The organism is Acinetobacter lwoffii (assembly GCF_019343495.1).
In the GTDB taxonomy this organism is placed as follows: Bacteria; Pseudomonadota; Gammaproteobacteria; order Pseudomonadales; family Moraxellaceae; genus Acinetobacter; species Acinetobacter lwoffii_P.
The window spans coordinates 1,327,349-1,352,345 of the sequence record NZ_CP072549.1; the positions used below are offsets into that span (position 1 = coordinate 1,327,349).

24 protein-coding genes and 1 tRNA gene are annotated in these 24,997 nt (G+C 42.8%); 14 read left to right on the forward strand and 11 right to left on the reverse strand.

Annotated elements, in window-relative coordinates:
- Window positions 1-10: 10 nt before the first annotated feature.
- Window positions 11-376, reverse strand: a complete 366-nt coding sequence (gene sdhD, locus J7649_RS06295) for a succinate dehydrogenase, hydrophobic membrane anchor protein (protein WP_004279431.1) — start codon at window positions 374-376, stop codon at window positions 11-13.
- Window positions 376-774 (reverse strand): succinate dehydrogenase, cytochrome b556 subunit, encoded by a 399-nt coding sequence (sdhC, locus tag J7649_RS06300; protein WP_085064488.1) that lies wholly within the window; start codon window positions 772-774, stop codon window positions 376-378. The genes sdhD and sdhC overlap by 1 nt, the downstream gene beginning before the upstream one ends.
- 1,005 nt (window positions 775-1,779) lie before the next feature.
- Between sdhC and gltA the strand changes: the two genes are divergently transcribed.
- From gltA to J7649_RS06315, 3 genes are all read left to right on the forward strand, one after another.
- A complete protein-coding gene (gltA, locus tag J7649_RS06305; RefSeq protein WP_004279429.1) occupies window positions 1,780-3,054 on the forward strand; it encodes a citrate synthase in 1,275 nt (424 codons plus the stop codon).
- A 156-nt stretch (window positions 3,055-3,210) separates the two neighbouring features.
- Window positions 3,211-3,714 carry a hypothetical protein gene (locus J7649_RS06310; RefSeq protein ID WP_219309866.1) on the forward strand — a complete coding sequence of 168 codons (504 nt, stop codon included), beginning with the start codon at window positions 3,211-3,213 and terminating at the stop codon, window positions 3,712-3,714.
- A gap of 373 nt (window positions 3,715-4,087) precedes the next feature.
- Window positions 4,088-5,713, forward strand: coding sequence for an NAD+ synthase (locus J7649_RS06315; protein WP_219309868.1), 1,626 nt, complete (start codon window positions 4,088-4,090; stop codon window positions 5,711-5,713).
- A 219-nt stretch (window positions 5,714-5,932) separates the two neighbouring features.
- Here J7649_RS06315 and J7649_RS06320 read toward each other — a convergent pair.
- Window positions 5,933-6,009, reverse strand: a tRNA-Met gene (locus J7649_RS06320).
- Window positions 6,010-6,183: 174 nt separating this feature from the next.
- On the opposite strand from J7649_RS06320, the gene J7649_RS06325 reads away from it, so the two are divergent.
- Window positions 6,184-6,588: a hypothetical protein gene (locus tag J7649_RS06325; protein ID WP_219309870.1), complete on the forward strand. Its 405-nt coding sequence runs from the start codon at window positions 6,184-6,186 to the stop codon at window positions 6,586-6,588.
- Window positions 6,589-6,828: 240 nt separating this feature from the next.
- Complete coding sequence (locus J7649_RS06330) at window positions 6,829-7,269, forward strand: universal stress protein (protein ID WP_004279425.1); 441 nt, start codon at window positions 6,829-6,831, stop codon at window positions 7,267-7,269.
- A 43-nt stretch (window positions 7,270-7,312) separates the two neighbouring features.
- Here J7649_RS06330 and J7649_RS06335 read toward each other — a convergent pair whose 3' ends face one another.
- Together J7649_RS06335 and J7649_RS06340 are read right to left on the reverse strand one after the other, a co-directional pair.
- Window positions 7,313-7,654, reverse strand: a complete 342-nt coding sequence (locus J7649_RS06335; RefSeq protein WP_004730272.1) for an MGMT family protein — start codon at window positions 7,652-7,654, stop codon at window positions 7,313-7,315.
- A 159-nt stretch (window positions 7,655-7,813) separates the two neighbouring features.
- Window positions 7,814-9,313 carry a cation:proton antiporter gene (locus J7649_RS06340; protein WP_004646282.1) on the reverse strand — a complete coding sequence of 500 codons (1,500 nt, stop codon included), beginning with the start codon at window positions 9,311-9,313 and terminating at the stop codon, window positions 7,814-7,816.
- A gap of 215 nt (window positions 9,314-9,528) precedes the next feature.
- Between J7649_RS06340 and J7649_RS06345 the strand changes: the two genes are divergently transcribed.
- Entirely contained in the window at window positions 9,529-10,083 is a 555-nt protein-coding gene (locus tag J7649_RS06345) for a hypothetical protein (protein WP_005107529.1), read from the forward strand.
- A gap of 37 nt (window positions 10,084-10,120) precedes the next feature.
- On the opposite strand, the gene ypfJ is transcribed toward J7649_RS06345, so the two are convergent.
- The gene (gene ypfJ / locus J7649_RS06350; RefSeq protein ID WP_004646279.1) at window positions 10,121-11,026 is read right to left on the reverse strand and encodes a KPN_02809 family neutral zinc metallopeptidase; all 906 of its coding nucleotides are present in this window, start codon (window positions 11,024-11,026) and stop codon (window positions 10,121-10,123) included.
- 48 nt (window positions 11,027-11,074) lie between these two features.
- On the reverse strand, window positions 11,075-12,001 hold the full coding sequence (locus tag J7649_RS06355) for a DUF808 domain-containing protein (protein WP_004646278.1): 927 nt from the start codon (window positions 11,999-12,001) through the stop codon (window positions 11,075-11,077).
- A 189-nt stretch (window positions 12,002-12,190) separates the two neighbouring features.
- Between J7649_RS06355 and trpS the strand changes: the two genes are divergently transcribed.
- On the forward strand, window positions 12,191-13,204 hold the full coding sequence (trpS, locus tag J7649_RS06360; RefSeq protein ID WP_004279419.1) for a tryptophan--tRNA ligase: 1,014 nt from the start codon (window positions 12,191-12,193) through the stop codon (window positions 13,202-13,204).
- A 350-nt stretch (window positions 13,205-13,554) separates the two neighbouring features.
- Here trpS and lysS read toward each other — a convergent pair whose 3' ends face one another.
- A complete protein-coding gene (gene lysS / locus J7649_RS06365; RefSeq protein ID WP_071850582.1) occupies window positions 13,555-15,084 on the reverse strand; it encodes a lysine--tRNA ligase in 1,530 nt (509 codons plus the stop codon).
- 388 nt (window positions 15,085-15,472) lie between these two features.
- Here lysS and J7649_RS06370 point away from each other — a divergent pair, with 388 nt between their 5' ends.
- The gene (locus J7649_RS06370; protein WP_219309872.1) at window positions 15,473-15,967 is read left to right on the forward strand and encodes a YqiA/YcfP family alpha/beta fold hydrolase; all 495 of its coding nucleotides are present in this window, start codon (window positions 15,473-15,475) and stop codon (window positions 15,965-15,967) included.
- A 39-nt stretch (window positions 15,968-16,006) separates the two neighbouring features.
- Here J7649_RS06370 and J7649_RS06375 read toward each other — a convergent pair whose 3' ends face one another.
- A complete protein-coding gene (locus tag J7649_RS06375) occupies window positions 16,007-16,549 on the reverse strand; it encodes an adenine phosphoribosyltransferase (protein ID WP_219309874.1) in 543 nt (180 codons plus the stop codon).
- A gap of 486 nt (window positions 16,550-17,035) precedes the next feature.
- Between J7649_RS06375 and rubA the strand changes: the two genes are divergently transcribed.
- The 5 genes from rubA to J7649_RS06400 all read left to right on the forward strand — a co-directional run bounded on the left by rubA (window position 17,036) and on the right by J7649_RS06400 (window position 21,182).
- Entirely contained in the window at window positions 17,036-17,200 is a 165-nt protein-coding gene (rubA, locus tag J7649_RS06380; RefSeq protein ID WP_004646274.1) for a rubredoxin RubA, read from the forward strand.
- 91 nt (window positions 17,201-17,291) lie between these two features.
- Window positions 17,292-18,470 (forward strand): rubredoxin reductase RubB, encoded by a 1,179-nt coding sequence (gene rubB / locus J7649_RS06385; protein WP_219310063.1) that lies wholly within the window; start codon window positions 17,292-17,294, stop codon window positions 18,468-18,470.
- Between the two features lie 57 nt (window positions 18,471-18,527).
- On the forward strand, window positions 18,528-19,466 hold the full coding sequence (gene estB / locus J7649_RS06390; RefSeq protein WP_004646272.1) for an esterase EstB: 939 nt from the start codon (window positions 18,528-18,530) through the stop codon (window positions 19,464-19,466).
- 13 nt (window positions 19,467-19,479) lie between these two features.
- Complete coding sequence (oxyR, locus tag J7649_RS06395) at window positions 19,480-20,388, forward strand: LysR family transcriptional regulator OxyR (RefSeq protein WP_004279412.1); 909 nt, start codon at window positions 19,480-19,482, stop codon at window positions 20,386-20,388.
- 182 nt (window positions 20,389-20,570) lie between these two features.
- Window positions 20,571-21,182, forward strand: a complete 612-nt coding sequence (locus J7649_RS06400; protein WP_039902034.1) for a response regulator — start codon at window positions 20,571-20,573, stop codon at window positions 21,180-21,182.
- Window positions 21,183-21,221: 39 nt separating this feature from the next.
- Here J7649_RS06400 and ppk1 read toward each other — a convergent pair whose 3' ends face one another.
- The gene (gene ppk1 / locus J7649_RS06405) at window positions 21,222-23,303 is read right to left on the reverse strand and encodes a polyphosphate kinase 1 (protein ID WP_219309876.1); all 2,082 of its coding nucleotides are present in this window, start codon (window positions 23,301-23,303) and stop codon (window positions 21,222-21,224) included.
- Window positions 23,304-23,414: 111 nt separating this feature from the next.
- Window positions 23,415-24,089, reverse strand: a complete 675-nt coding sequence (gene mtgA, locus J7649_RS06410) for a monofunctional biosynthetic peptidoglycan transglycosylase (protein WP_219309878.1) — start codon at window positions 24,087-24,089, stop codon at window positions 23,415-23,417.
- 77 nt (window positions 24,090-24,166) lie between these two features.
- Between mtgA and J7649_RS06415 the strand changes: the two genes are divergently transcribed.
- Window positions 24,167-24,985: a rhomboid family intramembrane serine protease gene (locus tag J7649_RS06415; protein ID WP_219309880.1), complete on the forward strand. Its 819-nt coding sequence runs from the start codon at window positions 24,167-24,169 to the stop codon at window positions 24,983-24,985.
- The last annotated feature ends 12 nt before the right edge of the window (window positions 24,986-24,997 follow it).

A 24,997-nucleotide genomic window follows, 5' to 3' on the forward strand; every position in this document is an offset into this window, starting at 1 on the left:
TTGTTTCCTATCAATTCGCCCAAAAAATCTGGATCGCCCAGATTGCATATGCAAGTACAGCAATGATCACTGCTGAAGTCAGTACAAGGCGTAAACCTGAAGCTGAAGGACCCATTTGACGAGTAGTCACATAATCCGTGAATACCTGCCACATGCCGATCCATGCGTGTGCAACAAGAGATAAGACCGCCAACAAAGACATGATCTTCATTGGAACTGTCATCATAAAGCCGTACCACTGTTCAAAGTTGAAACCACCATTCAGTAGAATCCAACCCAGTACAACAACGGTATAAACAGCTAGAACTACAGCACTGACACGTTGGAGAAACCAATCGCGAGAACCTGAACCTGTTAAACCAGTAGCGCTTTTCATTAGAGTACGATCCATACAAATGCTGCAACAATACCGATTGCAGACAAGATTAATGCGATAGTAGATGCAACACGGCCACTTTCTAGTTCTTCAGCAACGCCAATGTCAGCAAGTAAATGCTTAACACCCGCAATAAAGTGAAAAATCAAGCCGGCGACAAATACCCATACAATGAAACGAACAATGAAACCGTTAAAGATTTCTTGAACTTGCGCAAAACCTTCAGGCGAAGACAATGACTTGTCTAAAATCCATAGAAGGACCGGTACGAGTAAGAATACGATAACACCTGAAAGACGGTGTAGAATTGATGCAATAGCCACGGGTGATTTTAAGTTTACTTCTAAAACTTGACCCATGGACAAATTGACAGGTCTGTTGCTTTTCACAGCGGGCATCCTGTAAGTAAAAACTCCATCCGGAGTTTGTTGGAATTAATTCGAAGGAAAGCTGGCATTCTCAGGCAAATGCATGCCTAAAATCAAAACGACACTGAATTATAAAACGTGAACTATTAAAATACAAACGGCTGAATTTGGCTTTTTGGATAAAAAACTATTAAATAAGAATCATTAACAACAATAAGTCAGACTTTATATATTATTCCACCCTTTCAATTCCTATCTATATGATTGTTTTTAAATAATTAAGATGATTAATTTACTCGGTTTTCAGCCTACAGGACCATGTTTGAGTTTTAGACTAAAGACGCACAGTTCCATCACAAATATTATTTAAATCTCTTTTTAATTCAGATTTAAATCAAGCGCCTATATTTAACAGACCACTTGCCCCAATTCAGCAGCAGCACAGTGATTCAGATAACCTGATGTTAAATAGCGACTTAGTGCATCAGATGATGGGTTTTTCAATCAATTTGAAGCATTTAGATTCAAAAAATCATTCATTTATTTTTATACTGCTTACCTTTGCTGCAAAGTTGGCCATTTATTAAGCTATTTTTTAATCAATTAAACCGGATTTAAAATTCAATTAATTGCTTTTATTTATAATTCCACCTGTGAAATTCAGCTTGGTAAAAACGATGTAAGTTATGAGATTTATATAGTTTTAAGCATATTCACCTTAATCTCTCACTATTTTCGCTCGCATTTCTTACTACGAAAAAACGCTTACAAATGCCCAGGCAGTCTATTTTTTTCTGCATCTCTGCATCAATTTGACTTATTATAGAGGTTTGATGCTGTGATTTTACTGAACTTTTTATACTGAGCGAATATGACTAAACCGCTGTGCGGCCGCCATTTTTTCATCCATAAGTATAATTGACAAAATTTCAGTACTCACTAATCTTATAGCAAATTTTTGATCCGTCCGTTTTGTGCATTAAAAGATTGATAGACAAAGCGGATATACATTCACCAGGACAGGAGATCTATTGAATGTCTGAAGCAACTGGCAAGAAAGCCGTTTTACAGCTTGATGGCAAAGAAATTGAACTACCAATTTACAGCGGCACATTGGGCCCAGATGTAATCGACGTTAAAGATGTGTTGGCTGCAGGTCACTTTACTTTTGATCCTGGTTTTATGGCGACAGCTGCGTGCGAGTCTAAAATCACGTTCATCGATGGTAACAAAGGTGTACTTTTACACCGCGGCTACCCAATCGATCAATTGGCGACTAAAGCTGATTACCTGGAAACTTGCTATTTATTGTTAAATGGCGAACTTCCAACTGCTGAGCAAAAAGAAGAATTTGACGCTAAAGTACGTAACCATACGATGGTTCACGATCAAGTTAGCCGTTTCTACAATGGTTTCCGTCGTGATGCGCATCCTATGGCGATCATGGTAGGTGTGGTTGGTGCGTTGTCTGCGTTCTATCACAACAACCTTGACATCGAAGATGTGAACCACCGTGAAATCACTGCGATTCGTTTAATCGCGAAGATTCCTACGCTGGCGGCTTGGAGCTACAAGTACACCATTGGTCAACCATTCGTTTACCCACGTAATGACCTTGGTTATGCAGAAAACTTCCTGCACATGATGTTTGCTACTCCTGCAGATCGTGATTACAAAGTTGATCCGATCCTTGCAAAAGCAATGGACCGTATCTTCACGCTTCATGCTGACCACGAACAAAATGCTTCTACGTCTACCGTACGTTTAGCTGGTTCTACTGGTGCTAACCCGTATGCATGTATCGCTGCTGGTATATCTGCACTTTGGGGTCCTGCTCATGGCGGCGCTAACGAAGCTGTTCTTAAGATGCTTGACGAAATCGGCACTGTAGAAAACGTTGCTGGCTTCATGGAAAAAGTGAAGACTAAAGAAGTTAAACTGATGGGCTTTGGTCACCGAGTTTACAAAAACTTCGATCCACGCGCGAAAGTAATGAAAGAAACTTGTGACGAAGTTCTTGGTGCACTTGGCATCAATGATCCACAGCTTGCATTGGCTATGGAACTTGAACGTATCGCACTTTCTGACGAATACTTCATCAAGCGTAACCTTTACCCAAACGTAGACTTCTACTCAGGTATCATCCTTAAAGCGATTGGTATCCCGACTGAAATGTTTACTGTGATCTTCGCGCTTGCACGTACTGTTGGCTGGATCAGCCACTGGTTAGAAATGCACAGCGGTCCTTACAAGATCGGTCGTCCTCGTCAGCTTTACACTGGCGAAGTTCAACGCGATATCGTTCGTTAATTCGAACCGCGTCGAAAGACTCAAAAAAACCACCCTCTTGGGTGGTTTTTTTAGTGCTGACAAAAACCTACAAAAAATTGACCTGAAACGTTTTAAAATGAATATATCAAAATCATATTCACGGATTAAGTCACCTAAAAACAGGATGTATATTGAATGCTGGTGTATTTTCTGCCCTTTATTTTGAGACTGGTTCGTTTTGAACAGTTTAAGTGCCGCAGTTTAACGCCTGGTGAAATCAAAATTTCCCAACAGGTATTTGGCAACCTTATCGAATATTCCCGCGTTAAAATCATGAATCACCCCTACCTGCCCTGGCAATCCAAACATGTCATTATGGCGCCCAGTGGCTACATCCATGTACGCAATTTAAATTATCGGGAAGATTATTCGCGCGAGAGTCTGTCTTATCAAGCGCTGTTTATTCATGAGATGGCACATATTTATCAACATCAATGTCAGATCAATGTGCTTTTAAAAGGGGCATTTTTACAAAGTGCTTATTTTCTCAGCTTGGGAAAATATAATCCGTACAAATATAAATTTAATCCCCACAAATCATTTTCAACCTACAATATTGAACAGCAAGGCGATATTGCCCGGGATATTTTTCTAAAAAAAATTCCGAATATTATTTTAAACTCACAAATAAACAGATGATATTTAATCAGTTTAATTCCAAAGAAAATAGATAAGGCATATTTTAAAAGCCAAAATTTCGACTTCAATCTTTAAATCTACATAAGCCTAGATGCATAAAAAATCAGCATATTTTCTAATTTTATATAATAACTTTTTTCACTCAATGCCTGTTCTGCTAAATCAACTCTAGCTTATCGATAAAATTTCGATAAAATAGGCCGGTATGATTATTTTGCATCGCACATTAAGATTCAATGATCATGCGATAAAAAGTTTTTTTATTTAAGCCATTTGGCATTTTATGAATATCGAAGTGCACTCAACTGAATAATTAGAATTATAAAAATCAGTAATTTAGTGTATCAACCTATAGGAATAGGATTTACTTGGAATGAAAAGTTTTAAAATTGCGATTGCTCAATTCTCTCCACATGTGGGCAATCTGGATGCAAATACGCAAAAAATGATTGATCTGGCCAATCAGGCTAAAAAAGATAAAGCGGATCTGATTATCTTTCCTGAACTTTCAACGCTGGGCTACCCTGCAGAAGACTTATTAATTCGCCCGAGCCTGGTGAAACGCACCAAAGCGGCTTTTGAAAAACTGACTGAAGTAAAAGATATTGTCATGGTCTTTGGTTTTGTTAATCAAACTGAAGATGGTCAGCGTTATAACTCGGCTGCTGTTATGAAAGATGGCGAAGTACTGGGTGTTTATAACAAGCAAGTTTTGCCAAATTATGGCGTATTTGATGAAAAGCGTTATTTTGGCGAAGGTCATCAGCATCTGGTTTTTGAGTATCTTGGACATAAATTTGGCGTACTGATCTGTGAAGATGTCTGGTCTTTAGCCACTGTTCAGCAACTGGCAAAATTGAATATCGACACAGCTTTGGTACTGAATGCATCGCCATATGAAGTGGGTAAACCACAACATCGCATTGAAACCATGGCGGCCTTGGTCAAACAGCTGAATATCAATCTGGTGTACTGCAACCAGGTCGGTGGTCAGGATGATCTGATCTTTGACGGTACCAGTTTTGTGCTCAACAAATCTGGCGAGGTGGCTTTACAGGCACCAACTTTCCAGGAAAATCTGGCAATTGCAGAATTTAATGCTGAACAACTGCAATTCAGTAAAGGTGCAATTGCACCTGCTTTAGACACCATGGCTGAGATTTATCAAAGCCTGGTCATGGCTACACGTGATTATGTACAGCGTTCTGGCTTCCCAGGTGTGATTCTGGGACTGTCTGGCGGCATTGACTCTGCCCTGACCCTAGCGATTGCTGTAGATGCGCTTGGCGCAGACAAAGTTCAGGCTGTGATGATGCCTTATACCTATACTGCACAAATCAGTGTAGAAGATGCAGCAGCTCAAGCCAAAAATATGGGCGTGACTTTCGGTATTGCTGAAATTAACCCTGTGGTAAGCGGCTTTATGCAGGTGCTATTCCCATTCTTTGGTAATGCTCCAGTCGATGCCACCGAGGAAAACCTGCAAGCACGTTCACGCGGCACCTTGTTGATGGCTCTGTCTAACAAATTCGGTAATCTGGTGCTGGCAACCGGTAATAAATCTGAACTAGCTGTCGGTTATTGCACCCTGTATGGCGATATGGTCGGTGGTTATGCAGTTCTGAAAGATGTGTATAAAACCATTGTGTTTGAACTGGCGAAATATCGTAACAGCATTTCAGAAACTCCAGTGATTCCGGAACGTGTGATTACCCGTCCACCTTCAGCAGAACTGCGTCCAGATCAGGTCGATCAAGACTCTTTACCTGCCTATGAGATTCTAGATGCGATCTTGTACTCTTATATTGAAGAAGATATGAGTCAAGACGATATCATTGCCAAAGGCTTTGATGCTGAAGTCGTGAAAAAAGTGATTCGTCTGGTTGATATCAATGAGTACAAGCGCCGCCAAGGTGCCATTGGGCCACGTATCAGTTCACGTTCTTATGGCCGTGAGCGTCGTTATCCAATCGTGAATGGCTGGAAAGCAGGTAGCTAAATTCTGTTTTCAATGATGTAAATCAGAATCGTCCAAGTGAATGCTTGGACGATTTTTTTATGCGGCAGTAAAATGAAGAATAGCCCCAACATTAAGAAGGAAAAATGATGTTTTGAGAAATCTGAAAAAATTAGTGGATGCTTCAAATATTTTTTATAGTTTGCAGTACTTTTTAAAAGACAAAAAAAGAGACCAAGCTGAGAGCTTGGTCTTTTAAAATGGTGGCTATGACGAGACTTGAACTTGTGACCCCCGCATTATGAGTGCGGTGCTCTAACCAACTGAGCTACATAGCCGTAAACTGTGTGCGCATTATCGTAATTTCAGCTTCTATCGTCAAGCATTTTAAAACACAAATGCTCAGTCTTTATGCAAATACGGAATAAACTTTTAAATTTTAAACAAAAAAGGTTTTTTAGTATGTAATTCACGCATTCATAGCACCATTTAATTCTTCGAGGATTCTTTAGATGTATAAAATCAAAATCTCTATTTTACTCATTGGCCTTTCAAGCCTGAGTGCCTGCCAGATGATCTCGCCTATTTTCGTAGATTATAATGGCGTCAGACGTGATGTGGCACAGTGGATTAATCAGCAGCAACTGATGAGCATGCAGCAAAAACGATCTTTGGCACAACTCAGCAGAGCACAGCAGAAAATCGAGCGCTATCCGGAATATGAGCAGCCTCAACGACTGGCGGTAACCTGGGAAAATCAGATTGCATTACATTGTGCGCGCTTGCATGTGACAGAACATAAAATCCAGCAGCTACAGCAAAAAATTTATGCAGGTGAAACTCAAACAATTTTAAATCGCTATGAACAGCTGTCACCGCAAATAAAATTAGACCCGACCTCTATTCGATGTGATTAATCACTGTCTTAGGCTATCACATTAATTACATATAAATTATTAACTTAGGCTAAATAAATAACTCTGTTCAATAGCTCTAAACAGGTGCTTCATTTTTTAATCTATTAGACATTATACCTATGTATTTACTTGGTTTTATTTTTATACAATACAGGCTATGATCAAAGTATAAACAACTATTCGTACCCGGTTTAACGCGTCATAATTTTATAACTCTAAATTCCCCTTAGGAGAATTCTAATGCCTTTTGAACATATTTTAGTACCTGTTGACGGTTCAGAAACATCGTATGCTGCAGTGGATAAAGCTGTAGAAATTGCCAAAGCATTTAACAGTAAAGTCACAGTGGTTCAAGTGTTGGCGCTGGACCCTTATATCGCTGCAGAATATATCTCTGCGGCACAAACCAATGACCTGATTGAACGTGCCCGCACTTCCATCCTGAAAACGCTGGATGAAGCCAAAGCAAAATTCTCTGGTGCAGGTGTTGAAGTGGATACACAGCTGCTTGAGGGTCAGGTGATTTATAGCGAGATTGTCAAAGCAGCTAAAGATTTAAATTCTGACCTGATCGTGATTGGTTCACATGGTCGCACTGGCTTCAAAAAACTGTTCCTTGGCAGCGTAGCGCAAAGCATTTTAGGCCAAGCGGATATCCCAGTAATGGTGATTCGCAACTAAGTTATGTTTAAAATCCCCACTTTTCACCAAGTGGGGATTTTTTTTATATCTTGACCAGACCATCCCATTGATAGCGTTTTAAATCCAAGCGATCACCTTTAAGAAAAATTCCTTCCTGCATAAGTTTTTGCTGCTGGATATTCTGGCCATGTTCGTCCAGTTGCTTCACACTGATTTTCGCCTGGGCATTGATCACCCGATACCAAGGAATATCAGTGTCCGAATCTAGATGACTTAATACCCGTCCGACCAATCGCGCATGTTTGGGTAAACCTGCCAGCCTGGCAATCTGTCCGTAGGTGGCGACTTTGGCATACGGAATCTGATTGACCACAGCCAAAATCATTTCTGCCATTTCCTGACTGGCTGAACTTGTCTGGGTCATTTTCATCTCATTAATAGCTTATTTAAATCAAAAATCACAATCCACCCCCAGTAAAAAAGCTATAGGAGAGTGATTAAGCCTGATGAAATACGCTGATTCAAGCTCTCATCTCACTATAAAAACCAATCTAACAGTCTCTTGATCTTCTAAGTTTTATCTTTAGAAATTATCCGGATTTTCCAGTCGTTTTACTTCCTGAACTTTATCTGGATGATGCACCGTGGCAACGCCATCTGCATCTTTCTGATCAATCAGAATTTCTGGCTGAAAGATAGTAATAGTCTCATTTCCTTTGGCATCTTCTCCGACAATATAGCGAAAACCCTTACGATTCATTTTATGGCACATGCGTTGATACCAACCTTTAAAGCCCTGTGTCTCTTCATTGGGATTATAATAAAAGGCATTCATGACCGCAGGTAGGCCCAAGCCGCACACCACACCGGACAACAGCACCACAATAAAGGTATAACCCACCAGAATACTGCTATAGGCTTCCAGCTGAGGAATATTGGCGACCGCCAGAATTAAGGCCAAAGAAATCCCGCCACGTACCCCGCCCCAAGACAGGATGGTCAAACTACCGTTATAGCTTTTCTTGCTGACTTTTGGGAACATAGCAAAGGCCAGATAGTTGGCTGCAAAACGGGCCAGATGCAGAATCACAAAGGCCACCATCCCGCCCAGAACCAGACTGGTACTCAAGTCCAGAATAAACAATTCCAGACCGATCAGAGTAAACAGGAATGAATTGATAATTCCCTCAACCGTATGCCAGAAATGATTAACGTCACCAATTTCGGCATCTGCTAGGATTTCTTTCCATTTATTGCCAACAATCAAACCACCAATCACACAGGCAATTGGCGCGGAAGCATGTGCCAGCAAAGCCACCAGATAGGAACCACAAGCTAGCAAGGCCGTGGTTAGAATCAGAGATTCCATTTCATGCTTACCGCGCAAAATCCGCAAGATCGCAAAACCGAATCCGAGACCAATCAGCACTGCCACGACAATCTCATAAAGCAAGGTTTGCAGTACTGCCAGTATCGTAAAGTTTTCACCTTGCAGGACATTAAGTAAGGTCATAAATAAGGCAATACACATTGCATCATTAAATAACGACTCACCTTCCAATTTAACGATCAAATGATGCGGTGCGCGAACCGAACTCAATACGCCTTTGATACCGATCGGATCTGTAGCGCCTAAAGCCGCCCCTAGCAAAAGCAAAACCAGCAAGTCAACATGCTTACCAATCAGGAACTGATAACCATACAACACTACGCCAAAGAACACTGCACAGAACACCAAAGCCAGACCGGCCAGAATACTGATCGGCCGCCAGTGATTACGTAAATCCGAAACTTTAAATTTCAGCGCAGATGAGGTCAGGATAAAACAGATCACACCATTGATCAGAAAATCATAGAAATCGACGTGACGAACAGCCTGCTCGATATTGTCAATATTGATGCTAAAGAATGGATTGCCATGCAGTAAACTGGCGCCCCACTGCAAAATAAAAACAAAGATTGCTGAGACAATCGGGACACCGATCGCTTGCGGAAAACCCAAAACGCGCTTATTAAACATCGTCGTAGCAATGGACAAGGCAAATACGACTGTGAGTAGCTGAAGAAAAAAGAAATTTCCCATTCGGTTTCCTAAAATCGGGCGAGATGGAGCACTATGCGCCGAGAGGCGTTGTTAAAATAGAGATTTGAATAGCAAGGTATTCTGGCAAAACAAGTTTAGTCCGTTTTTTATCGAATTGAGTTAAGTTTCTTTTCAGTATTTTCGAATGATGATTTAACATACAGGTCAGCACTCGGCTTTTGCTTTCCCATCATTCTATTTTGAATTTTTCTCCCATGCATCAAACTGTCAAAACCATTTTTCGTCTCTGTTTTGCCAGCGTGATTTTTCTGATCACGTTGTCCTTATGTTTTACCTGCTTTGCTAAAATTCAGGAAATTCTGCAAGCAGAACAGCATTATCAGCAAGCCACCAGCATTCCCTTAAAAAGTTCAACCGGGGAGCAGTACGTATTGGTGTCCAATAACCAGCGACCGGACAATGCCATTTTTATTCTGATTGCAGGAAATGGTTATGTGGCCAAAATCAATTGTGAGCATTACAGCGCTTTATGTAGCGATGAAGACAATCAATCGCATACCCGACAAATCCAGAGCGTTGACTTAATTAAAGCGGGAAATCTCTTCTATATTGAAAAAATCCAGTTCAGAGATAGCCGGACTGGCAAAGCAACTGCTTTAGAATATAACAAACAAGATATTCAGCAGTTTTATCAAAATGACATGAGCAACCTCAAATATACGGTCTTTGCAATTGCACTGTTTGCTTTGGCTGCATTATTCGTCAGTATCAAGATATTAAGAAATTTCCGGCGTTTTCTGCATAAATAAAAAAAGGAGCATCTGCTCCTTTTTTTATCGAAGTCATTTAAATATTTTGATTAAAGGTATCACAATTCGCAACCTGACCAGATTTCAAGCCGGTATTAAACCATTGTACCCGCTGCGCGCTGCTGCCATGAGTAAAGCTGTCCGGCACCACCTGCCCGCGGGCACGTTTCTGCAAATAGTCATCGCCAATTTTATGAGCGGCATCCATCGCTTCCTGCACATCGCCCTGTTCCAAAAATTGGGTTCGCTCATGATTATGGTAAGCCCAGACGCCGGCCAGACAGTCTGCCTGCAATTCCTGACGCACTGAAAGCTGATTACTTTGCACTTCGCTTGCTTGCTGACGTGCTTGCTGTACTTGAGAAGAAATACCTAAAATCGTCTGGATATGATGCCCCACTTCATGGGCCACGACATAGGCCAGTGCGAAATCCCCAGCCTGATCATTACGAGAAAGTTCAGTCGCATTCTGTTCTCCAGTGATGCCCATTTGACTGCGCATATCTTTAAAGAATGCCGTATCGATATACACTTTCTGGTCTGTCGGACAGTAGAAAGGTCCCATCGCCGCCTGAGCCGTACCACAACCAGAATTCACAATGCCATTGAACAACACCAGTTTCGGTGGGACATACTGCTGATTTAACTGCTGCTGAAACACCTGATTCCAGGTATCTTCAGTATCTGCCAATACAGTTCCAACAAAATCAATCGACTCCTGCTGTTCTGGCGTGGGATTTTCCAGGCCACGTGTTTCTGCCGCACCCGATACCCCCTGAGTGACCTGCTTGGTGGTTTGATAAGCCTGTTGTGGATCGACACCGAAAAACTTCCAGGCCACAAAGGCCACAATCAATCCAACAATACTGATTCCGCCAGCTTTGGCACCACCACCACGACGGTCTTCTACATTGCTACTGACACGACGACCTTTCCAACGCATAGTCTTTTCCTTTTCTTAATCTGCTTAATATCCAGATATTTCCACACCTTAAGCTTTTGATGATTTAGGCCAGATTTTCTTAATCAGGCTGATGACCAGCATGACCAGCAGACCCGCTAAAATTCCTACTGCGAAATTAATCAAGGTCGGTGTTACGGCACCGACAATGTTGCCAATGCTGGGAATATCCTGCACATAAGCAACACTGTCTTCAGTAAAGTGATGAATAAAAGGAATTGCATGGTTAATAATTCCACCGCCCACCAGAAACATCGCAGCGGTCCCAACAATGGAGAGAATTTTCATTAAGATCGGGGCAAATGCCAACAAGCCACGTCCTATTTTTTGTTTAAAATCGGACTGCTGTTCAGTCAGATGCAGACCGATATCATCCAGTTTGACAATCAGCGCAACAAAACCATAAACACCAATGGTCATCACCACCGCGATCAGGCTTAAAACAGTCACTTTGGTCAGCATCGAGGCTGCGGCGACCGTTCCCAAAGTAATCACGATAATTTCAGCAGACAGGATAAAGTCAGTGCGAATAGCACCTTTGACTTTTTCATTTTCAAACTGGTGCAAATCCATTTCTGTATGAATCAATTGCTCACGCGCCTGTTCCGCGTCCTTGGCCTTCGGTGTATGCAAGGTATGAATAATTTTTTCCACGCCTTCATAACATAGGAACAAACCACCCAGCACCAACAAGGGATTAATCAGCCAGCCTGCAATAAAGCTGATTAATAATGCCAGCGGCACCAAAATCAGTTTATTAACAAAAGAACCTTTGGCAACTTTCCAGACCACCGGTAATTCACGATCAGCCCGCACACCTGTCACTTGCTGCGCATTTAAAGCCAGATCATCACCAAGGACGCCTGCTGTTTTTTTTGCTGCCATTTTGCTCATGACAGCGACATCATCCAGAACAGTAGCAATATCATCTAATAATAGTAATAAACTGCTCGCCATACTTATTATCCTTATCTTCTTTCCAGATAGTTTAATCAAAATTCTTAAAAATATTGTATTCACTTGTTTAATTTATAAGATTTTTTTACGACAGCTTTTTTTCTGGCTGACAATCAAAAACAGAATGCCGTACAATGTTGCCATTCGTTAAAATACAGCTGTAGTACTGACTACCCTTTGGAATAGATAATGAGTAATCAAGATAATCGTCCAGTGATCTTGACGGGCGACCGTCCTACCGGACAACTCCACCTCGGCCACTTTGTCGGTTCATTACGCTCTCGTGTAGGTCTGCAAGATTCTCACCATCAACACTTGCTACTCGCCGATGCTCAGGCATTGACAGATAATGCGGACAATTTTGAAAAAGTACGTCGTAACATTATTGAAGTGGCGACGGATTATCTAGCTGTCGGTATTGATCCAACTAAAACCACAATTTGTGTTCAGTCATGCCTGCCAGCACTAAATGAACTAACCATGCTTTACCTCAATTTCGTGACTGTTTCACGTCTTGAGCGTAACCCAACCATTAAATCTGAAATCCAGATGCGTGGTTTTGAGCGTGATATTCCAGCCGGTTTCTTGTGCTACCCGGTGGCTCAAGCTGCTGACATTACAGCATTCAAGGCCACTGTAGTTCCTGTGGGTGAAGATCAGATTCCAATGATCGAACAGACCAACGAAATCGTGCGTCGTTTAAACCGTCAAATTGGTCATGACCTGTTACCAGAATGTAAGGCACTACTTTCCAATGTTGGTCGCCTACCTGGTTTTGATGGTAAAGCAAAAATGTCGAAATCTTTGGGCAATACCATTGTGCTAGATGCAACAGATAAAGATATTAAGAAAGCCGTCAATGCCATGTATACCGATCCGAATCACTTACGTATTGAAGATCCAGGTCAGGTCGAAGGCAACGTGGTATTCACCTATCTAGATGCCTTCGATCCAAATAAAGAAGAGCTGGAAGAACTTAAAGCCCATTATCGTCGTGGTGGTTTAGGCGATGGTACAGTGAAAAAACGTCTGGAAAGTATTTTAAAAGAATTGATCGGCCCAATTCGTGAGCGTCGTATTGAACTGGCTAAAGATCCCGATTACATCATGGATATTCTGAAAACCGGAACTGATAAATGTCGCGATATTACTCAGGCGACACTGGATGAAGTTAAATCTGGACTCGGCGTATTCCATTTTTAAATATAAAAAATTGCTTTTAAAAGCTCTTCTGATGAAGAGCTTTTTTATTTAAGTTGAAAATGCGCAGTAATAATGCAAATATCCCCACATAATCTCCATAGTTTTAACCTTATTTAACATGTATTAACATGAATACTGATGAGTCATATGAGAATGCGTCCTATTATGGTCATATTCAGTAAGGAATCAGATTTAACTCTCTCCACAGTTAATGAAGTAGTTTGAAAGACATTCCTTTTTCTACGCAATGACAACCCCAATCATTGCGTTTTTTTTGTCTTTAATTTTTGAATCTATTTTATTTCAAGTATAAAAAAACCCGCCAGAGCGGGTTATTTTGAATTTAGCATTTAAGCATTTTTATGACGCATATGCGGGAACAAAATCACATCACGGATACTTGCTGCATTTGCAAAGATCATCACCAGACGATCAATACCAATACCCTCACCTGCAGTTGGAGGAAGACCGTATTCCAATGCTTCTACAAAGTCTGCATCGTAATGCATAGCTTCATCATCACCAGCATCTTTTTCAGCAACCTGTGCCTGGAATCGTTCAGCCTGATCGATTGGATCATTTAATTCCGAGAAGCCATTTGCCAACTCACGGCCACCGATGAAGAATTCAAAACGGTCGGTAATGTGTGGATTGTGATCATTACGGCGTGCCAATGGAGAAGTTTCCGCTGGATATTCAGTAATGAACGTCGGCTGACGCAATTTGGTTTCTACGGTTTCTTCAAATACCATGGTTTGCAGTTTGCCCAGACCAAAACCTGGTTTCACTTGCTCTTTCAATTCTTCCTGAAGGAATTTTGCCAGGAACTCACGGTCATTGACATTTTCAGGAGTAAATTGCGGGTTATTTTCCAGAATCGCATCGAACATTGAAATTTTCTTGAATGGCCCTTTGAAGCTATATACTTCATCGCCATAAGGCACGTCAGTCGTACCCAAGATATCAATCGCCAGACGCTCCAGCATTTGCTCGGTCAATTCCATCAAGTCTTTGTAATCTGCATAAGCCTGATAGAATTCGATCATGGTGAATTCAGGGTTGTGACGGGTAGAAACACCTTCGTTACGGAAGTTACGGTTAATTTCAAACACACGTTCAAAACCGCCGACCACCAAACGCTTTAAGTAAAGCTCTGGCGCAATACGCAAGAACAGCGACATGTCCAGTGCATTATGATGTGTTTCGAAAGGACGTGCCGATGCACCACCTGGAATCACATGCATCATTGGCGTTTCAACTTCCATATAGCGCTTTTCAGTCAGGAAGGCACGGATACCCGCTACAACTTTGGCACGAATCTCAAAAGTTTTACGCGTTTCTTCGTTAACGATCAGGTCAAGATAACGTTTACGATACTTTACTTCAGTATCGTTCAAACCATGGAACTTATCTGGCAGTGGACGCAATGATTTGGTCAATAATTCAAAATGCTCGATATGTACATACAGATCGCCTTTACCCGAACGACCGATATAACCTTCGACTGCGATGATATCGCCAAGGTCCAGACCTTTAATGGTAGCCAGTACATCTTCAGCGAGTTCTTTACGCGCAACATAAAGCTGGATACGACCTGTCATGTCCTGGATCACAATAAATGAACCACGGTTCAACATCACACGACCGGCAACTTTGACGTAGACCTTTTCGCCTGCTTCAATTTCTTCTTTAGATTTATCAGCGAACTGGTCTTGTAAATCCTGGGCATAGTGCTCACGCTTAAAGGTATTCGGCCATGGGCTCTTACCTGTTTCTTGTGCCTGAGCTTCGATTTGCTTTAACTTGGCATGACGCTGTGCAATTAAATCGTTTTCGGAAATGATTTGTTCAGAAGTCGATTGAGCGTTAGTTTGCGTCATCTCTGCCTCGAATAAGATTAGTTAAAAAATAGAAGTTGCATAGAATAGCAGAAATCCTTCTCAAATCGTAGCGTAAACACTCTCAGGAACCGGCTTTTCTTTGGAAGAATCCACTATCCCGCTATTTACACCATTCGGTTCAGCCCGTCTGTCACTCTTTTAAATTGCCTTTCTTCAACCTTTTGCAACACCCTGCTGCTCTCATTTGGGATTAAAGTCTAAAACAGACAGGTCTTATATAAAATCATTGCACTGCAAAACTGCGGCTTAGACCAATAGCTAACTGCCTTGTATACCTAGACGTTCTACAATGACGCTCAGATTGAAGATGATGTGCCAATCAACAAATAACCAATATGGCATGTCCCATAAAAATGAGTAATGAACTATGTCTAAGATTTTGTTTTTACATGGCTTAGATTCCTCCAGAGAATCCACCAAGTTCCACGCCATTGATGTGGTACATAAATACTGTATCGATGTCGATTACCGAAATCTGAGCTATAGTTCGGTCGCCGAGTTTTATCATGAGATGATTGAAACCATCAAACCGGATATTCTGGTCGGCCACAGTCTTGGCGGTTATTGGGCACTGAAAATGTCACAGGCGTATCAAATTCCCTGTGTAGTGGCCAATCCCATTTTGCAGCCTAACTTCCGCGATGATTATCCGCCGATTGGGCATCACGATTTACAGCATGACATTCCACAGTTTGCCTATCTTGAACTGGGCGATGAAATTCTGGATATGCATGCGGTTCAGACACAACTTGAAGACTATATGCAAATACAGGCAGTTGATGGCGGTCACCATCGTCTGGAACACCCTGAACAGATTAATACACTGATTCAGGAAATCGAAGATCATTTTATCAGGCAATAAAAAAGCCCCACAATTTTGGGGCTTTTTTTAATTTATGACTTAAGCAACTGCCGTTTCAGGCTGAGATTTATCATCCAACACTGACCAGATATCCAAGCCCAATTCAGCATGCAGGTCAGGAAGATCAAGGAAGATACTTGCGCCAAGTACTTCATGTTGACATTTTTGAGCCAGTTCATTCACTGCTTTTAAGGTTCCGCCGGTTGCCAGAACATCATCCACAATAATTACTTTCTGGGACTGAACGTTCGCAGACATTTCTAAACGATCCAGACCATATTCCAGGCTATAACCCACACCGACCACTGGAGGTGGCAATTTGCCTGCTTTACGCACCAACAATAAGCCCTTGCCTGTACGTTGTGCCAACAAGCTTGCCAACACAAAACCACGCGCTTCAACCGCAATAAAGCTTTCTACTTCTGCCAGTTTGTCAGCAGGAATGCTGGCAATCAAAGCGTCAGTCAATGGACCAATATTGCTCATGAAAAGTGGAGTCAAATCAAAGAAGCAAATTCCTGGTTTTGGAAAATCTTGGACCGTACGAATGTGAGACCACAAAGAAGTAGACAAATTGCTCATGGGAGATCTTAAAAAAAGAAAAGGAATATGGGAATTTTAAACCTATTTGAGTGAAACGAACAAGCCAAGCTGCCTAATAAAAACCCGACATTTAATTACAAGATATTGATTTTATTATATTGATTTATTTTAGAAATATTTAATCCGGACTTTACTGATTTTAAATTACCTAAAAACTCAAGTTTTTACTGCACGACTTTGGTCTATCCCCCAAGATAAACGCTCATTTTACCATCCTCAGCTTTTTATCCTTTAACCACCTGCGCCAGAAAAGCTGATTGGCGTAATTTTCAGATAAATGAGGAATGTGTCGTCTATTCTGCTGCTAATTTCGCTGATTAAGCTTTTATTCACTTTACTTTCTGAATAGAACTGCGTAAAAATTTAGCCAAATATGTTCACTGTTAAAAAGTCATATTCTTTTAGAGTCTTGCCTTTTATGGATTTTAAGCTGACGCCTACAGTTGCTCAGTTTTGGAGAGTTACATGAGAAAGTTTCAATGCATCGTATGTGGATGGATTTATGACGAGGCAGAAGGTTGGCCTCAAGACGGGATCGTGGCGGGCACCAAATGGGAAGATATCCCGGATGACTGGACCTGTCCGGATTGCGGCGTGTCTAAAATTGATTTCGAAATGATCGAAGTCTAATCACGTCCAGTTAAAGGCCATATCCATATGGTCTTTTTTTATGCCCTTCTATCATTTATACAGCATGGAGCTCTACCATATGGAAACAACTATGCATCCTATCGTCATTATTGGTTCAGGTATGGCGGGTTATGCCGTAGCACGTGAATTTCGTAAACTTAATCCAGAACATGAATTGCTGATGATCTGTGCGGATGATGCGGTCAATTATGCCAAACCGACGCTCTCCAATGCTTTGGCTGGCAATAAAGCACCTGAACAAATTCCACTAGGCGATGCGGCTAAAATGTCGGCACAGCTGAATATGCGCATTGAACAGCATACTTGGGTTAAGGCGATTCATCCGGAAGATCATCAACTGGTTTTGGAAAAAGATGGCCAAGAAAGCACGCAACATTATAGCAAACTGGTATTAGCCATCGGTGCCAATCCGGTACGTCTGGCGATTGCCGGTGATGCCAGCGATGACATTCATGTCGTCAACAATCTAAGTGATTATAAAACTTTCCGTAGCAACCTGGCAGCACGTGAAGACAAACGTGTGGTGATTTTAGGTGCAGGCCTGATTGGCTGTGAATTTGCCAATGACCTGCAAAATACCGATCATCAGGTTACAGTCATTGATTTGGCACCTCAGCCGCTTGGCCGTTTATTGCCAGAACATGTTGCTACTGCCTTCCAGAAGAATCTTGAAGAAACCGGCATTCACTTTGTCTTGGGCACAACAGTCGAAAAAGTCTCTCGTGCGGACAATGGTGATTATCTGGTCACGCTGGCCAACGGTCAGTCTTTGGTCGCTGATGTAGTGTTATCTGCGGTGGGCTTACAGCCGAATATTTCTTTGGCGAAACAGGCAGACGTACATACCAGTCGCGGAGTTTTGACCACCGCACAACTGGAAACCAACCAGGCTGATATCTATGCTGTAGGTGACTGTGCCGAGGTCAATGGAACTTTATTGCCTTATGTCATGCCGATCATGCAACAAGCCCGCGCTTTGGCAAAAACCTTAAACGGTGAAGATACCGCTGTACATTATCCGGCTATGCCAGTGGCAGTCAAAACGCCTGCTGCACCTTTAACGGTATTACCTGCACCAGTTGATGTTGATGTCACCTGGGAAACTGAAGAGTTTGACGATGGCATGCTGGCTAAAGCGTTCGATGCTAACGGCACCTTACGTGGTTTCGTGCTTTTGGGCGCCACTGCAGCCAAACAGCGTCTGGCCTTGACCAAACAGGTTCCTGACTTGATTCCTGCTGCGGTTTAGAGGTTTAATAGCAAGGATATTTTTTAAACGAAATATCCTTTAATTAGGACAGCGACTATGTACAGCGCAGCACAGTTTAATCTTTCCCCTTATACCTCGTTCATGCATGAAACCAAGGTCGATCTTGGCAATGGGATCCAGCTACATGTCGAGGTTGGTGGAAATCCGGAACATCCCACCATTTTGCTGATTATGGGGCTGGGTGGGCAAATGCTGTACTGGCCTGACTTTTTCTGCAAATCACTGATTGACAATGGTTATCACATCATCCGTTTTGATAATCGTGATATTGGCCTGTCTTCAAAAGTCCATCACAAAGGTCCACGCCTGAATACCCTGAAAATGATGAGCCGTTTTGTACTGGGTCTGGGTAATCAGGGTGCACCTTATGATCTTTACGATATGGCTGAAGATGTCAGTCTGCTAATTGAAAAAATGCAGCTGGAACAGGTCTATGTGCTGGGTGCTTCGATGGGCGGTATGATTGCCCAGATTCTGGCCGCGCGTTATCCGGACAAAGTCAAAAAACTGGGCTTACTGTTTACCAGCAATAACCAGCCGATGTTGCCACCACCCTTTCCCAAGCAACTCTTTAGTTTGATTGACAAACCGGCTTCAACAGATGAAGATGGCATTGTTGATCATAGTTTGAAACTGTTTAAGATCATCGGCTCACCAGGTTATGTCAATCATCTGGAAGCGGTGCAGACCGCCCGTAAATTATATAAGCGAAGTTACTATCCTGCTGGTGTACTTCAACAGTTTTTAGCAATATTATGTACAGGCTCATTGCTGCAACTGGACAAGCAAATCAAACAAGAAACCCTGGTGGTCCATGGTTCTCGAGATCGATTGCTGCCTCCTAGCCATGGCAAGGCCGTTGCGAAAGCAATTTCAGGGGCTAAATTTGAATTAATTGATGGAATGGGGCATGATATCCCACCGCATTTTATTCCATATCTTAGCGAATTATTTGCTGATCATTTTAAATCATAAACATTAGGACACTATGGCTGCATTACCATCCCTAAGACAGCTGTCATACCTCGTAACACTGTCAGAGACGCTACACTTTACAGAAGCTGCTCGCCGCTCCTTTGTCACCCAGTCAACCTTGTCTGGCGGCATCATGGAGCTGGAGCGTTTACTCGGTGGCGTACTTGTTGAACGCGACCGCCAGAATGTTCGTTTAACGCCTCTTGGTGAACAAGTGGTTGCACGCGCACGTGTTCTACTGGCCGATGCTCAGGACCTAATGCGTTTAAGTCGTGAGATGAGTGAACCCCTAACCGGTGATCTACATCTCGGCGTCATTCCAACAATTGCACCTTTCCTATTGTCCCAGCTGCTGGATGAAGTACATAAGCAATTACCAAAAATCCAGTTGCATCTGCATGAAGCGCAAAGTGAAAAGATTGTAGAAAAGCTGGAACATGGCAACCTGGATATGGTGGCTTTGGCATTGCCTTTCGATACCCGCGGTCTGAAAGTTGCTGAAATTGCCAAAGAAAATCTGTATCTGGTTTACCAAAAATCTGATCAGCATGCTGCACAAGCAAACTCTTTAGAAGATCTGGATCTGTCTCGCCTGATGTTACTTGAAGAAGGTCATTGCCTGCGTGATCATGCCTTGAGTGCCTGCCCGATTGGTGAGCGTAAAAATGATCACCGTTTAAAAGCCAGCTCACTGCCGACTTTAATCGAAATGGTGTCTGCAAATCTGGGCTTTACCCTGCTGCCTGAAATTGCGATCCATACCAATATGATTAAAGGCAATCCTGAGATTCAGGTAAAAGCGATCGATTCAGCCCCAAGTCGTACCCTGGCATTGGTAACCCGTAAAAGCACACCGCTGCAAAGCGAGTTTGATGTGCTATTACAGATTTTCCAGAAAATCACTCAGCACGATGCTGCCTGATCTATAGATAATAAAAAGGAGCACATGTTGCTCCTTTTTTATATCTTGAATTGAATGCATCCAGTCCGCCTAGAAACTTAGAATCTCTACATTTCAGCTAAATCACTATTCTTTGGGATAGGCATTTGCATCTGCCTGATTCACAGTATAGCTCTCTATCGCATCTACAGGATCGCGTTTTATTGGCTAGCCTTTTGCCTGCACCGGTTTTAGTGATTCGTTCACCGACTGGACTCGACCTGTCAAAAATCCAGACCGTGCTACAGCAACTCGGCTATCAGCCAGATATGCTGCTGTATGCGGACAATATGCTGTCCGCACAATCCATGATTACTGAACATCTGCCTAATCTGATTCTTTATCATGCAGCAACAACTTCAGAGATCAGTGTGATCCGTCCGCTGAAACAGCAAAGCCTAGATACGCCCGTTATTGCCATACTCAATACTCATTCCACAGCACTGATCTATTCAGCCTTGCTGTCCGGCGCAGATAGCTATATGCAGCATCATGATTCATTACCCCAGTTCGCTGATAGTCTAAAAACTGTCTTGCGCGGTGGAGCCTACATTCATACTGAATTGGCAGACTATCTCCTGCACCAGCCCAGCGTTAAAGCCTGTCTCAACTTCGCTGAATTACAGTTATTACAAGTAATGAGTCAGCATAAATCGCAAACCGAACGACAAAACCAGCTTCAGATGAAAGATTATCAGATGTATAGTCAGGTCAAACACATCTATCGAAAACTGATCAGACTCAGCTTAAACAGTTCAATTGTATGTTCGAAATAAAAAAGAGGCTGAATATTCAGCCTCTTTACATACTTAAACTTATTTAAACAGCTCTAACAGAATACGTTGTGCATTATGTGGTTTTTCACCTTCTTTTGGCTGTGCCCGCAGCCAGGTACCATCACCTTGCAATAACCAGGATTGCTGGTTGTCTTTCAGGTAATTCAACAGACCCTGTTGATAGATACGTTTTTTCAAGGCTTCATCTTCCACCGGGAAACAGGCCTCGACCCGATTAAACAGGTTACGGTCCATCCAGTCTGCACTTGAACAGTAAATCCGTGCACTGCCATTATTGCTGAAATAATACACGCGGGTATGTTCCAGGAAACGTCCAACAATTGAACGCACCCGAATGTTTTCCGACAGACCCGGCAACCCCGGACGCAAACTGCAAATCGAGCGGATAATCAGGTCAATCTGTACCCCGGCCTGAGAGGCTTCATAGAGTTTGTTAATCAACTGCATTTCGGTCAGCGCATTGACTTTGACAATGATCTGCGCCGGTTTCCCTGCCTGAGCATAGGCAATTTCATTATCGATATAGTTCAGTAACTGGGCATGTAAGGTAAACGGCGCATGCAGCAACTTTTTCAGCTTGGCCATTTTCCCCATACCGGTCAGTTCCTGGAAAATACGATGCACATCTTCACACAAATCTTTATCCGTCGTTAACAGACCATAATCGGTATAGATTCGCGCATTGCCGGCATGATAGTTACCGGTACCCAGATGCACATAGCGCACCAGTTTGTTATTTTCCCGGCGCACCACCAGAATCATCTTGGCGTGAGTCTTGTAACCGACAATGCCGTAGACCACGACTGCACCCGCTTCTTGCAGGACATTGGCCACCGCAATATTGGATTCTTCATCAAAACGTGCACGCAGTTCAATGACTGCGGTCACTTCCTTGCCATTGCGGGCAGCCTCTGCCAACACTTGCACAATTTCAGAATCTGGCCCACTACGGTACAAGGTTTGCTTGATCGCCAGTACTTGCGGATCGCGTGCCGCTTCACGTAATAATGAAATGACCGGGGCAAAAGATTCAAAGGGATGATGCAGCAAAATATCCTGTTTCTGCATCGCACTAAAAATATTTTCAGATTTTTTTAGTACTTTAGGAATGATGGGAGTATGCGAGTCATAACGTAAATGCGGACGTTTAAAATTAGACAGCAAACGTGCCAGATTGACCGGGCCGGCGACTTTATAAAGCTGCTCGTCGTCCAGATCAAATTCATTCAGCAGATATTCATAAATATGCTGCGGACAATTTTCTGTCACTTCCAGACGTACCGCACGACCAAAACGGCGTGAGCTAAGCTCGCCTTTGAGCGCCTTGGCCAGATCTTCGACATCTTCATTCAAGGCCAAATCGGCATTCCGGGTAACACGGAACTGATAACACCCAGTCGCTGTCATCCCTGGGAACAGATCAGACACATGCTCATGAATAATCGCCGACAGCATCACATGATGTTCTTTTCCATCGGTCAGTTCATCCGGTAAACGCACCACGCGTGGCAGAGAACGCGGTGCAGGTACCACAGCCAGATCAATCTGACGGCCAAAGGCATCTTTCCCTTCCAGCGTGACAATAAAGTTCAGTGATTTATTCACCAGTCGCGGGAATGGATGTGCAGGGTCCAGACTGATCGGAGTGAGAACCGGCGCAACCTGCTCCTGAAAGTATTTTTTAATCCAGGCAGATTGTGCCGGAGTCAGCTCACCACGGCGCAAGAAGCAAATATCTTCTTCACGCAGTTTTGGCAAAATTTCTTCATTTAAAATACGGTACTGGCGTTCAATGGCGGCATGTGCTGTTTTAGAAATCTGTTCTAAAACCTGCTTTGGAGTCAAGCCATCCGGACTCCGACTTTCATTGTCCAGATCCAGCTGTTCCATCATTCCTGCGACCCGGATTTCAAAAAACTCGTCCAGATTACGCGAGAAAATCAACAGGAAATTCATGCGTTCGAGCAATGGATGTAAAGGATCGACAGCCTGTTCCAGGACACGTAAATGAAAGTCTAGGATAGACAGTTCGCGATTAATATAACGATCATTATATGTATATTCGGGCTGTGCTGAAGTTGTGCTGGCTGCCGTATTCATATCAAACCTATGCGGATTTAAAATTGTGCTTATCGCTACAAGTATGCTTCAAATTGATGACAATTTCATAAAAAAAGCCCAAATAATTGGGCTTTCTCTTCAAATCATCAATTAAGGTAATTCTGCATAGCGCATATAGCGCTGAATCATGCGTTTACGTGCATTTAATGCAGAGGAATTGCGATGATCCTGGAAATATTTCGGATTGGTCAAAATGGCCGCCAGAAAGATGGCTTGATCGCGGGTCAGGCTTTGCGCAGTTTTACCAAAATAATGTTTGGCCGCCGCTTCAACGCCGTAGATATTGTCCCCGAATTCGATCGAGTTTAAATAGACTTCCAGAATCCGTTCTTTCGACCACATGCGTTCCATCATCCAGGTCGCAACCGCTTCCTGACCTTTACGCACAAATGAACGCTTGTTGACGAGGAACAGGTTTTTCGCCAATTGCTGGGAGATTGTCGAACCACCGGCCACTACACGGCCCTGATTTCTATTTTTATTCAGTGCAGTTTGAATTCCATCCCAGTCAAAACCATGGTGATGAATAAATTTTCCATCTTCCGCAGTGACGATGGCACGTTTCAGATTCAGGCTGATGTCGTCATAGGGACGCCACTGATGCTGAATCGCTTTGGAAGGTTGTGTCCAGTAATCAATCCGCATCATCATGGTGGTGTTCACCGGATTGGTTCTCCACCAGGCCAGACTGGCAAAGATCCACAATTGAACCAGTAGAATCACACTGACGATGACAAGCATCGTGCGGATCAGAAAGGCTTTCATGTCAGTGCGTTACTCCTGAAAATTTAATTTTTCGTGTTAAGCTTATTCGAAATATACAATCACAGCAAAAAAATAGCATGTCTGAATACTCTCCCCCTGTCGAACATCGCAAACTTGAAATGCATCTCTGGTGGATCACCGCCATTTTAATCGGGATCAATGTTGGATTATTTGGCTGGCAAGCCATCAATGGCATGGATGTTAGCCAGCCGAGTACCCGAGACGCTATTCTCTGGGGTGCCGATTATGCACCTTTAACCTATTTAGCGGAACCCATGCGCTTGTTTAGCAGCATGTTTTTTCATTTTGGCCTGATTCACCTGATGTTGAATATGTGGGCCTTGTATATTTTTGGTAGTGTTGCCGAACAACTGTTTGGCCGGATGTATTTTATTGGCCTGTATGTGTATGCCGGATTAATGGGCAGCCTGCTCAGTGGCTATATGAACATTCAGGACAGCTATCGCCTGGTCGAAGGTGGTGTGGCCAATCCCGATTTATTGCCTGCGGTCAGTGCCGGCGCATCTGGTGCCGTGATGGGACTCGGGGCTTCTCTCACGGTGCTGGCCTTATTGCCAATGCTGCCACAGCAACGTTTTATCCTGGATAAAAAAACCCTAGTGATGGTGATGGGTCTAAACCTCGCGCTGGGTTTTATGATCAGCGGAATCAACAATGCCGCACATATTGGCGGCATGCTGATGGGAGCTTTTCTCACCTTGCTCTGGTACATCGGTCAAAAAATGCAGCGTAGCCACCTGTTCAATCTGATTGCCCTGCTTGTCGGTTTCGGCATTTGTGTGCTGCTTTATCAACATAACTTAGCCTTACTCAAACCCATTCGCCCACTGTGGCAAGAGATTCTGGAAATGATGCAACAGCAACTAAAACTTTAATTCTCAGCCAGT

Excerpts from the sequence above, each read along its gene's own strand:
- oxyR (WP_004279412.1), top strand. The coding sequence starts at position 19,480 with ATGGCTGCATTACCATCCCTAAGACAGCTGTCATACCTCGTAACACTG.
- J7649_RS06330 (WP_004279425.1), top strand. The coding sequence starts at position 6,829 with ATGCCTTTTGAACATATTTTAGTACCTGTTGACGGTTCAGAAACATCG.
- J7649_RS06375 (WP_219309874.1), bottom strand. The coding sequence starts at position 16,549 with ATGAGCAATTTGTCTACTTCTTTGTGGTCTCACATTCGTACGGTCCAA.
- sdhD (WP_004279431.1), bottom strand. The coding sequence starts at position 376 with ATGAAAAGCGCTACTGGTTTAACAGGTTCAGGTTCTCGCGATTGGTTT.
- gltA (WP_004279429.1), top strand. The coding sequence starts at position 1,780 with ATGTCTGAAGCAACTGGCAAGAAAGCCGTTTTACAGCTTGATGGCAAA.
- J7649_RS06415 (WP_219309880.1), top strand. The coding sequence starts at position 24,167 with ATGTCTGAATACTCTCCCCCTGTCGAACATCGCAAACTTGAAATGCAT.
- J7649_RS06325 (WP_219309870.1), top strand. The coding sequence starts at position 6,184 with ATGTATAAAATCAAAATCTCTATTTTACTCATTGGCCTTTCAAGCCTG.
- ypfJ (WP_004646279.1), bottom strand. The coding sequence starts at position 11,026 with ATGCGTTGGAAAGGTCGTCGTGTCAGTAGCAATGTAGAAGACCGTCGT.
- lysS (WP_071850582.1), bottom strand. The coding sequence starts at position 15,084 with ATGACGCAAACTAACGCTCAATCGACTTCTGAACAAATCATTTCCGAA.
- sdhC (WP_085064488.1), bottom strand. The coding sequence starts at position 774 with ATGCCCGCTGTGAAAAGCAACAGACCTGTCAATTTGTCCATGGGTCAA.
- J7649_RS06345 (WP_005107529.1), top strand. The coding sequence starts at position 9,529 with ATGCATCAAACTGTCAAAACCATTTTTCGTCTCTGTTTTGCCAGCGTG.
- J7649_RS06310 (WP_219309866.1), top strand. The coding sequence starts at position 3,211 with ATGCTGGTGTATTTTCTGCCCTTTATTTTGAGACTGGTTCGTTTTGAA.
- J7649_RS06335 (WP_004730272.1), bottom strand. The coding sequence starts at position 7,654 with ATGACCCAGACAAGTTCAGCCAGTCAGGAAATGGCAGAAATGATTTTG.
- ppk1 (WP_219309876.1), bottom strand. The coding sequence starts at position 23,303 with ATGAATACGGCAGCCAGCACAACTTCAGCACAGCCCGAATATACATAT.
- J7649_RS06315 (WP_219309868.1), top strand. The coding sequence starts at position 4,088 with ATGAAAAGTTTTAAAATTGCGATTGCTCAATTCTCTCCACATGTGGGC.
- J7649_RS06370 (WP_219309872.1), top strand. The coding sequence starts at position 15,473 with ATGTCTAAGATTTTGTTTTTACATGGCTTAGATTCCTCCAGAGAATCC.
- mtgA (WP_219309878.1), bottom strand. The coding sequence starts at position 24,089 with ATGAAAGCCTTTCTGATCCGCACGATGCTTGTCATCGTCAGTGTGATT.
- rubB (WP_219310063.1), top strand. The coding sequence starts at position 17,292 with ATGCATCCTATCGTCATTATTGGTTCAGGTATGGCGGGTTATGCCGTA.
- rubA (WP_004646274.1), top strand. The coding sequence starts at position 17,036 with ATGAGAAAGTTTCAATGCATCGTATGTGGATGGATTTATGACGAGGCA.
- trpS (WP_004279419.1), top strand. The coding sequence starts at position 12,191 with ATGAGTAATCAAGATAATCGTCCAGTGATCTTGACGGGCGACCGTCCT.
- estB (WP_004646272.1), top strand. The coding sequence starts at position 18,528 with ATGTACAGCGCAGCACAGTTTAATCTTTCCCCTTATACCTCGTTCATG.
- J7649_RS06355 (WP_004646278.1), bottom strand. The coding sequence starts at position 12,001 with ATGGCGAGCAGTTTATTACTATTATTAGATGATATTGCTACTGTTCTG.
- J7649_RS06340 (WP_004646282.1), bottom strand. The coding sequence starts at position 9,313 with ATGGGAAATTTCTTTTTTCTTCAGCTACTCACAGTCGTATTTGCCTTG.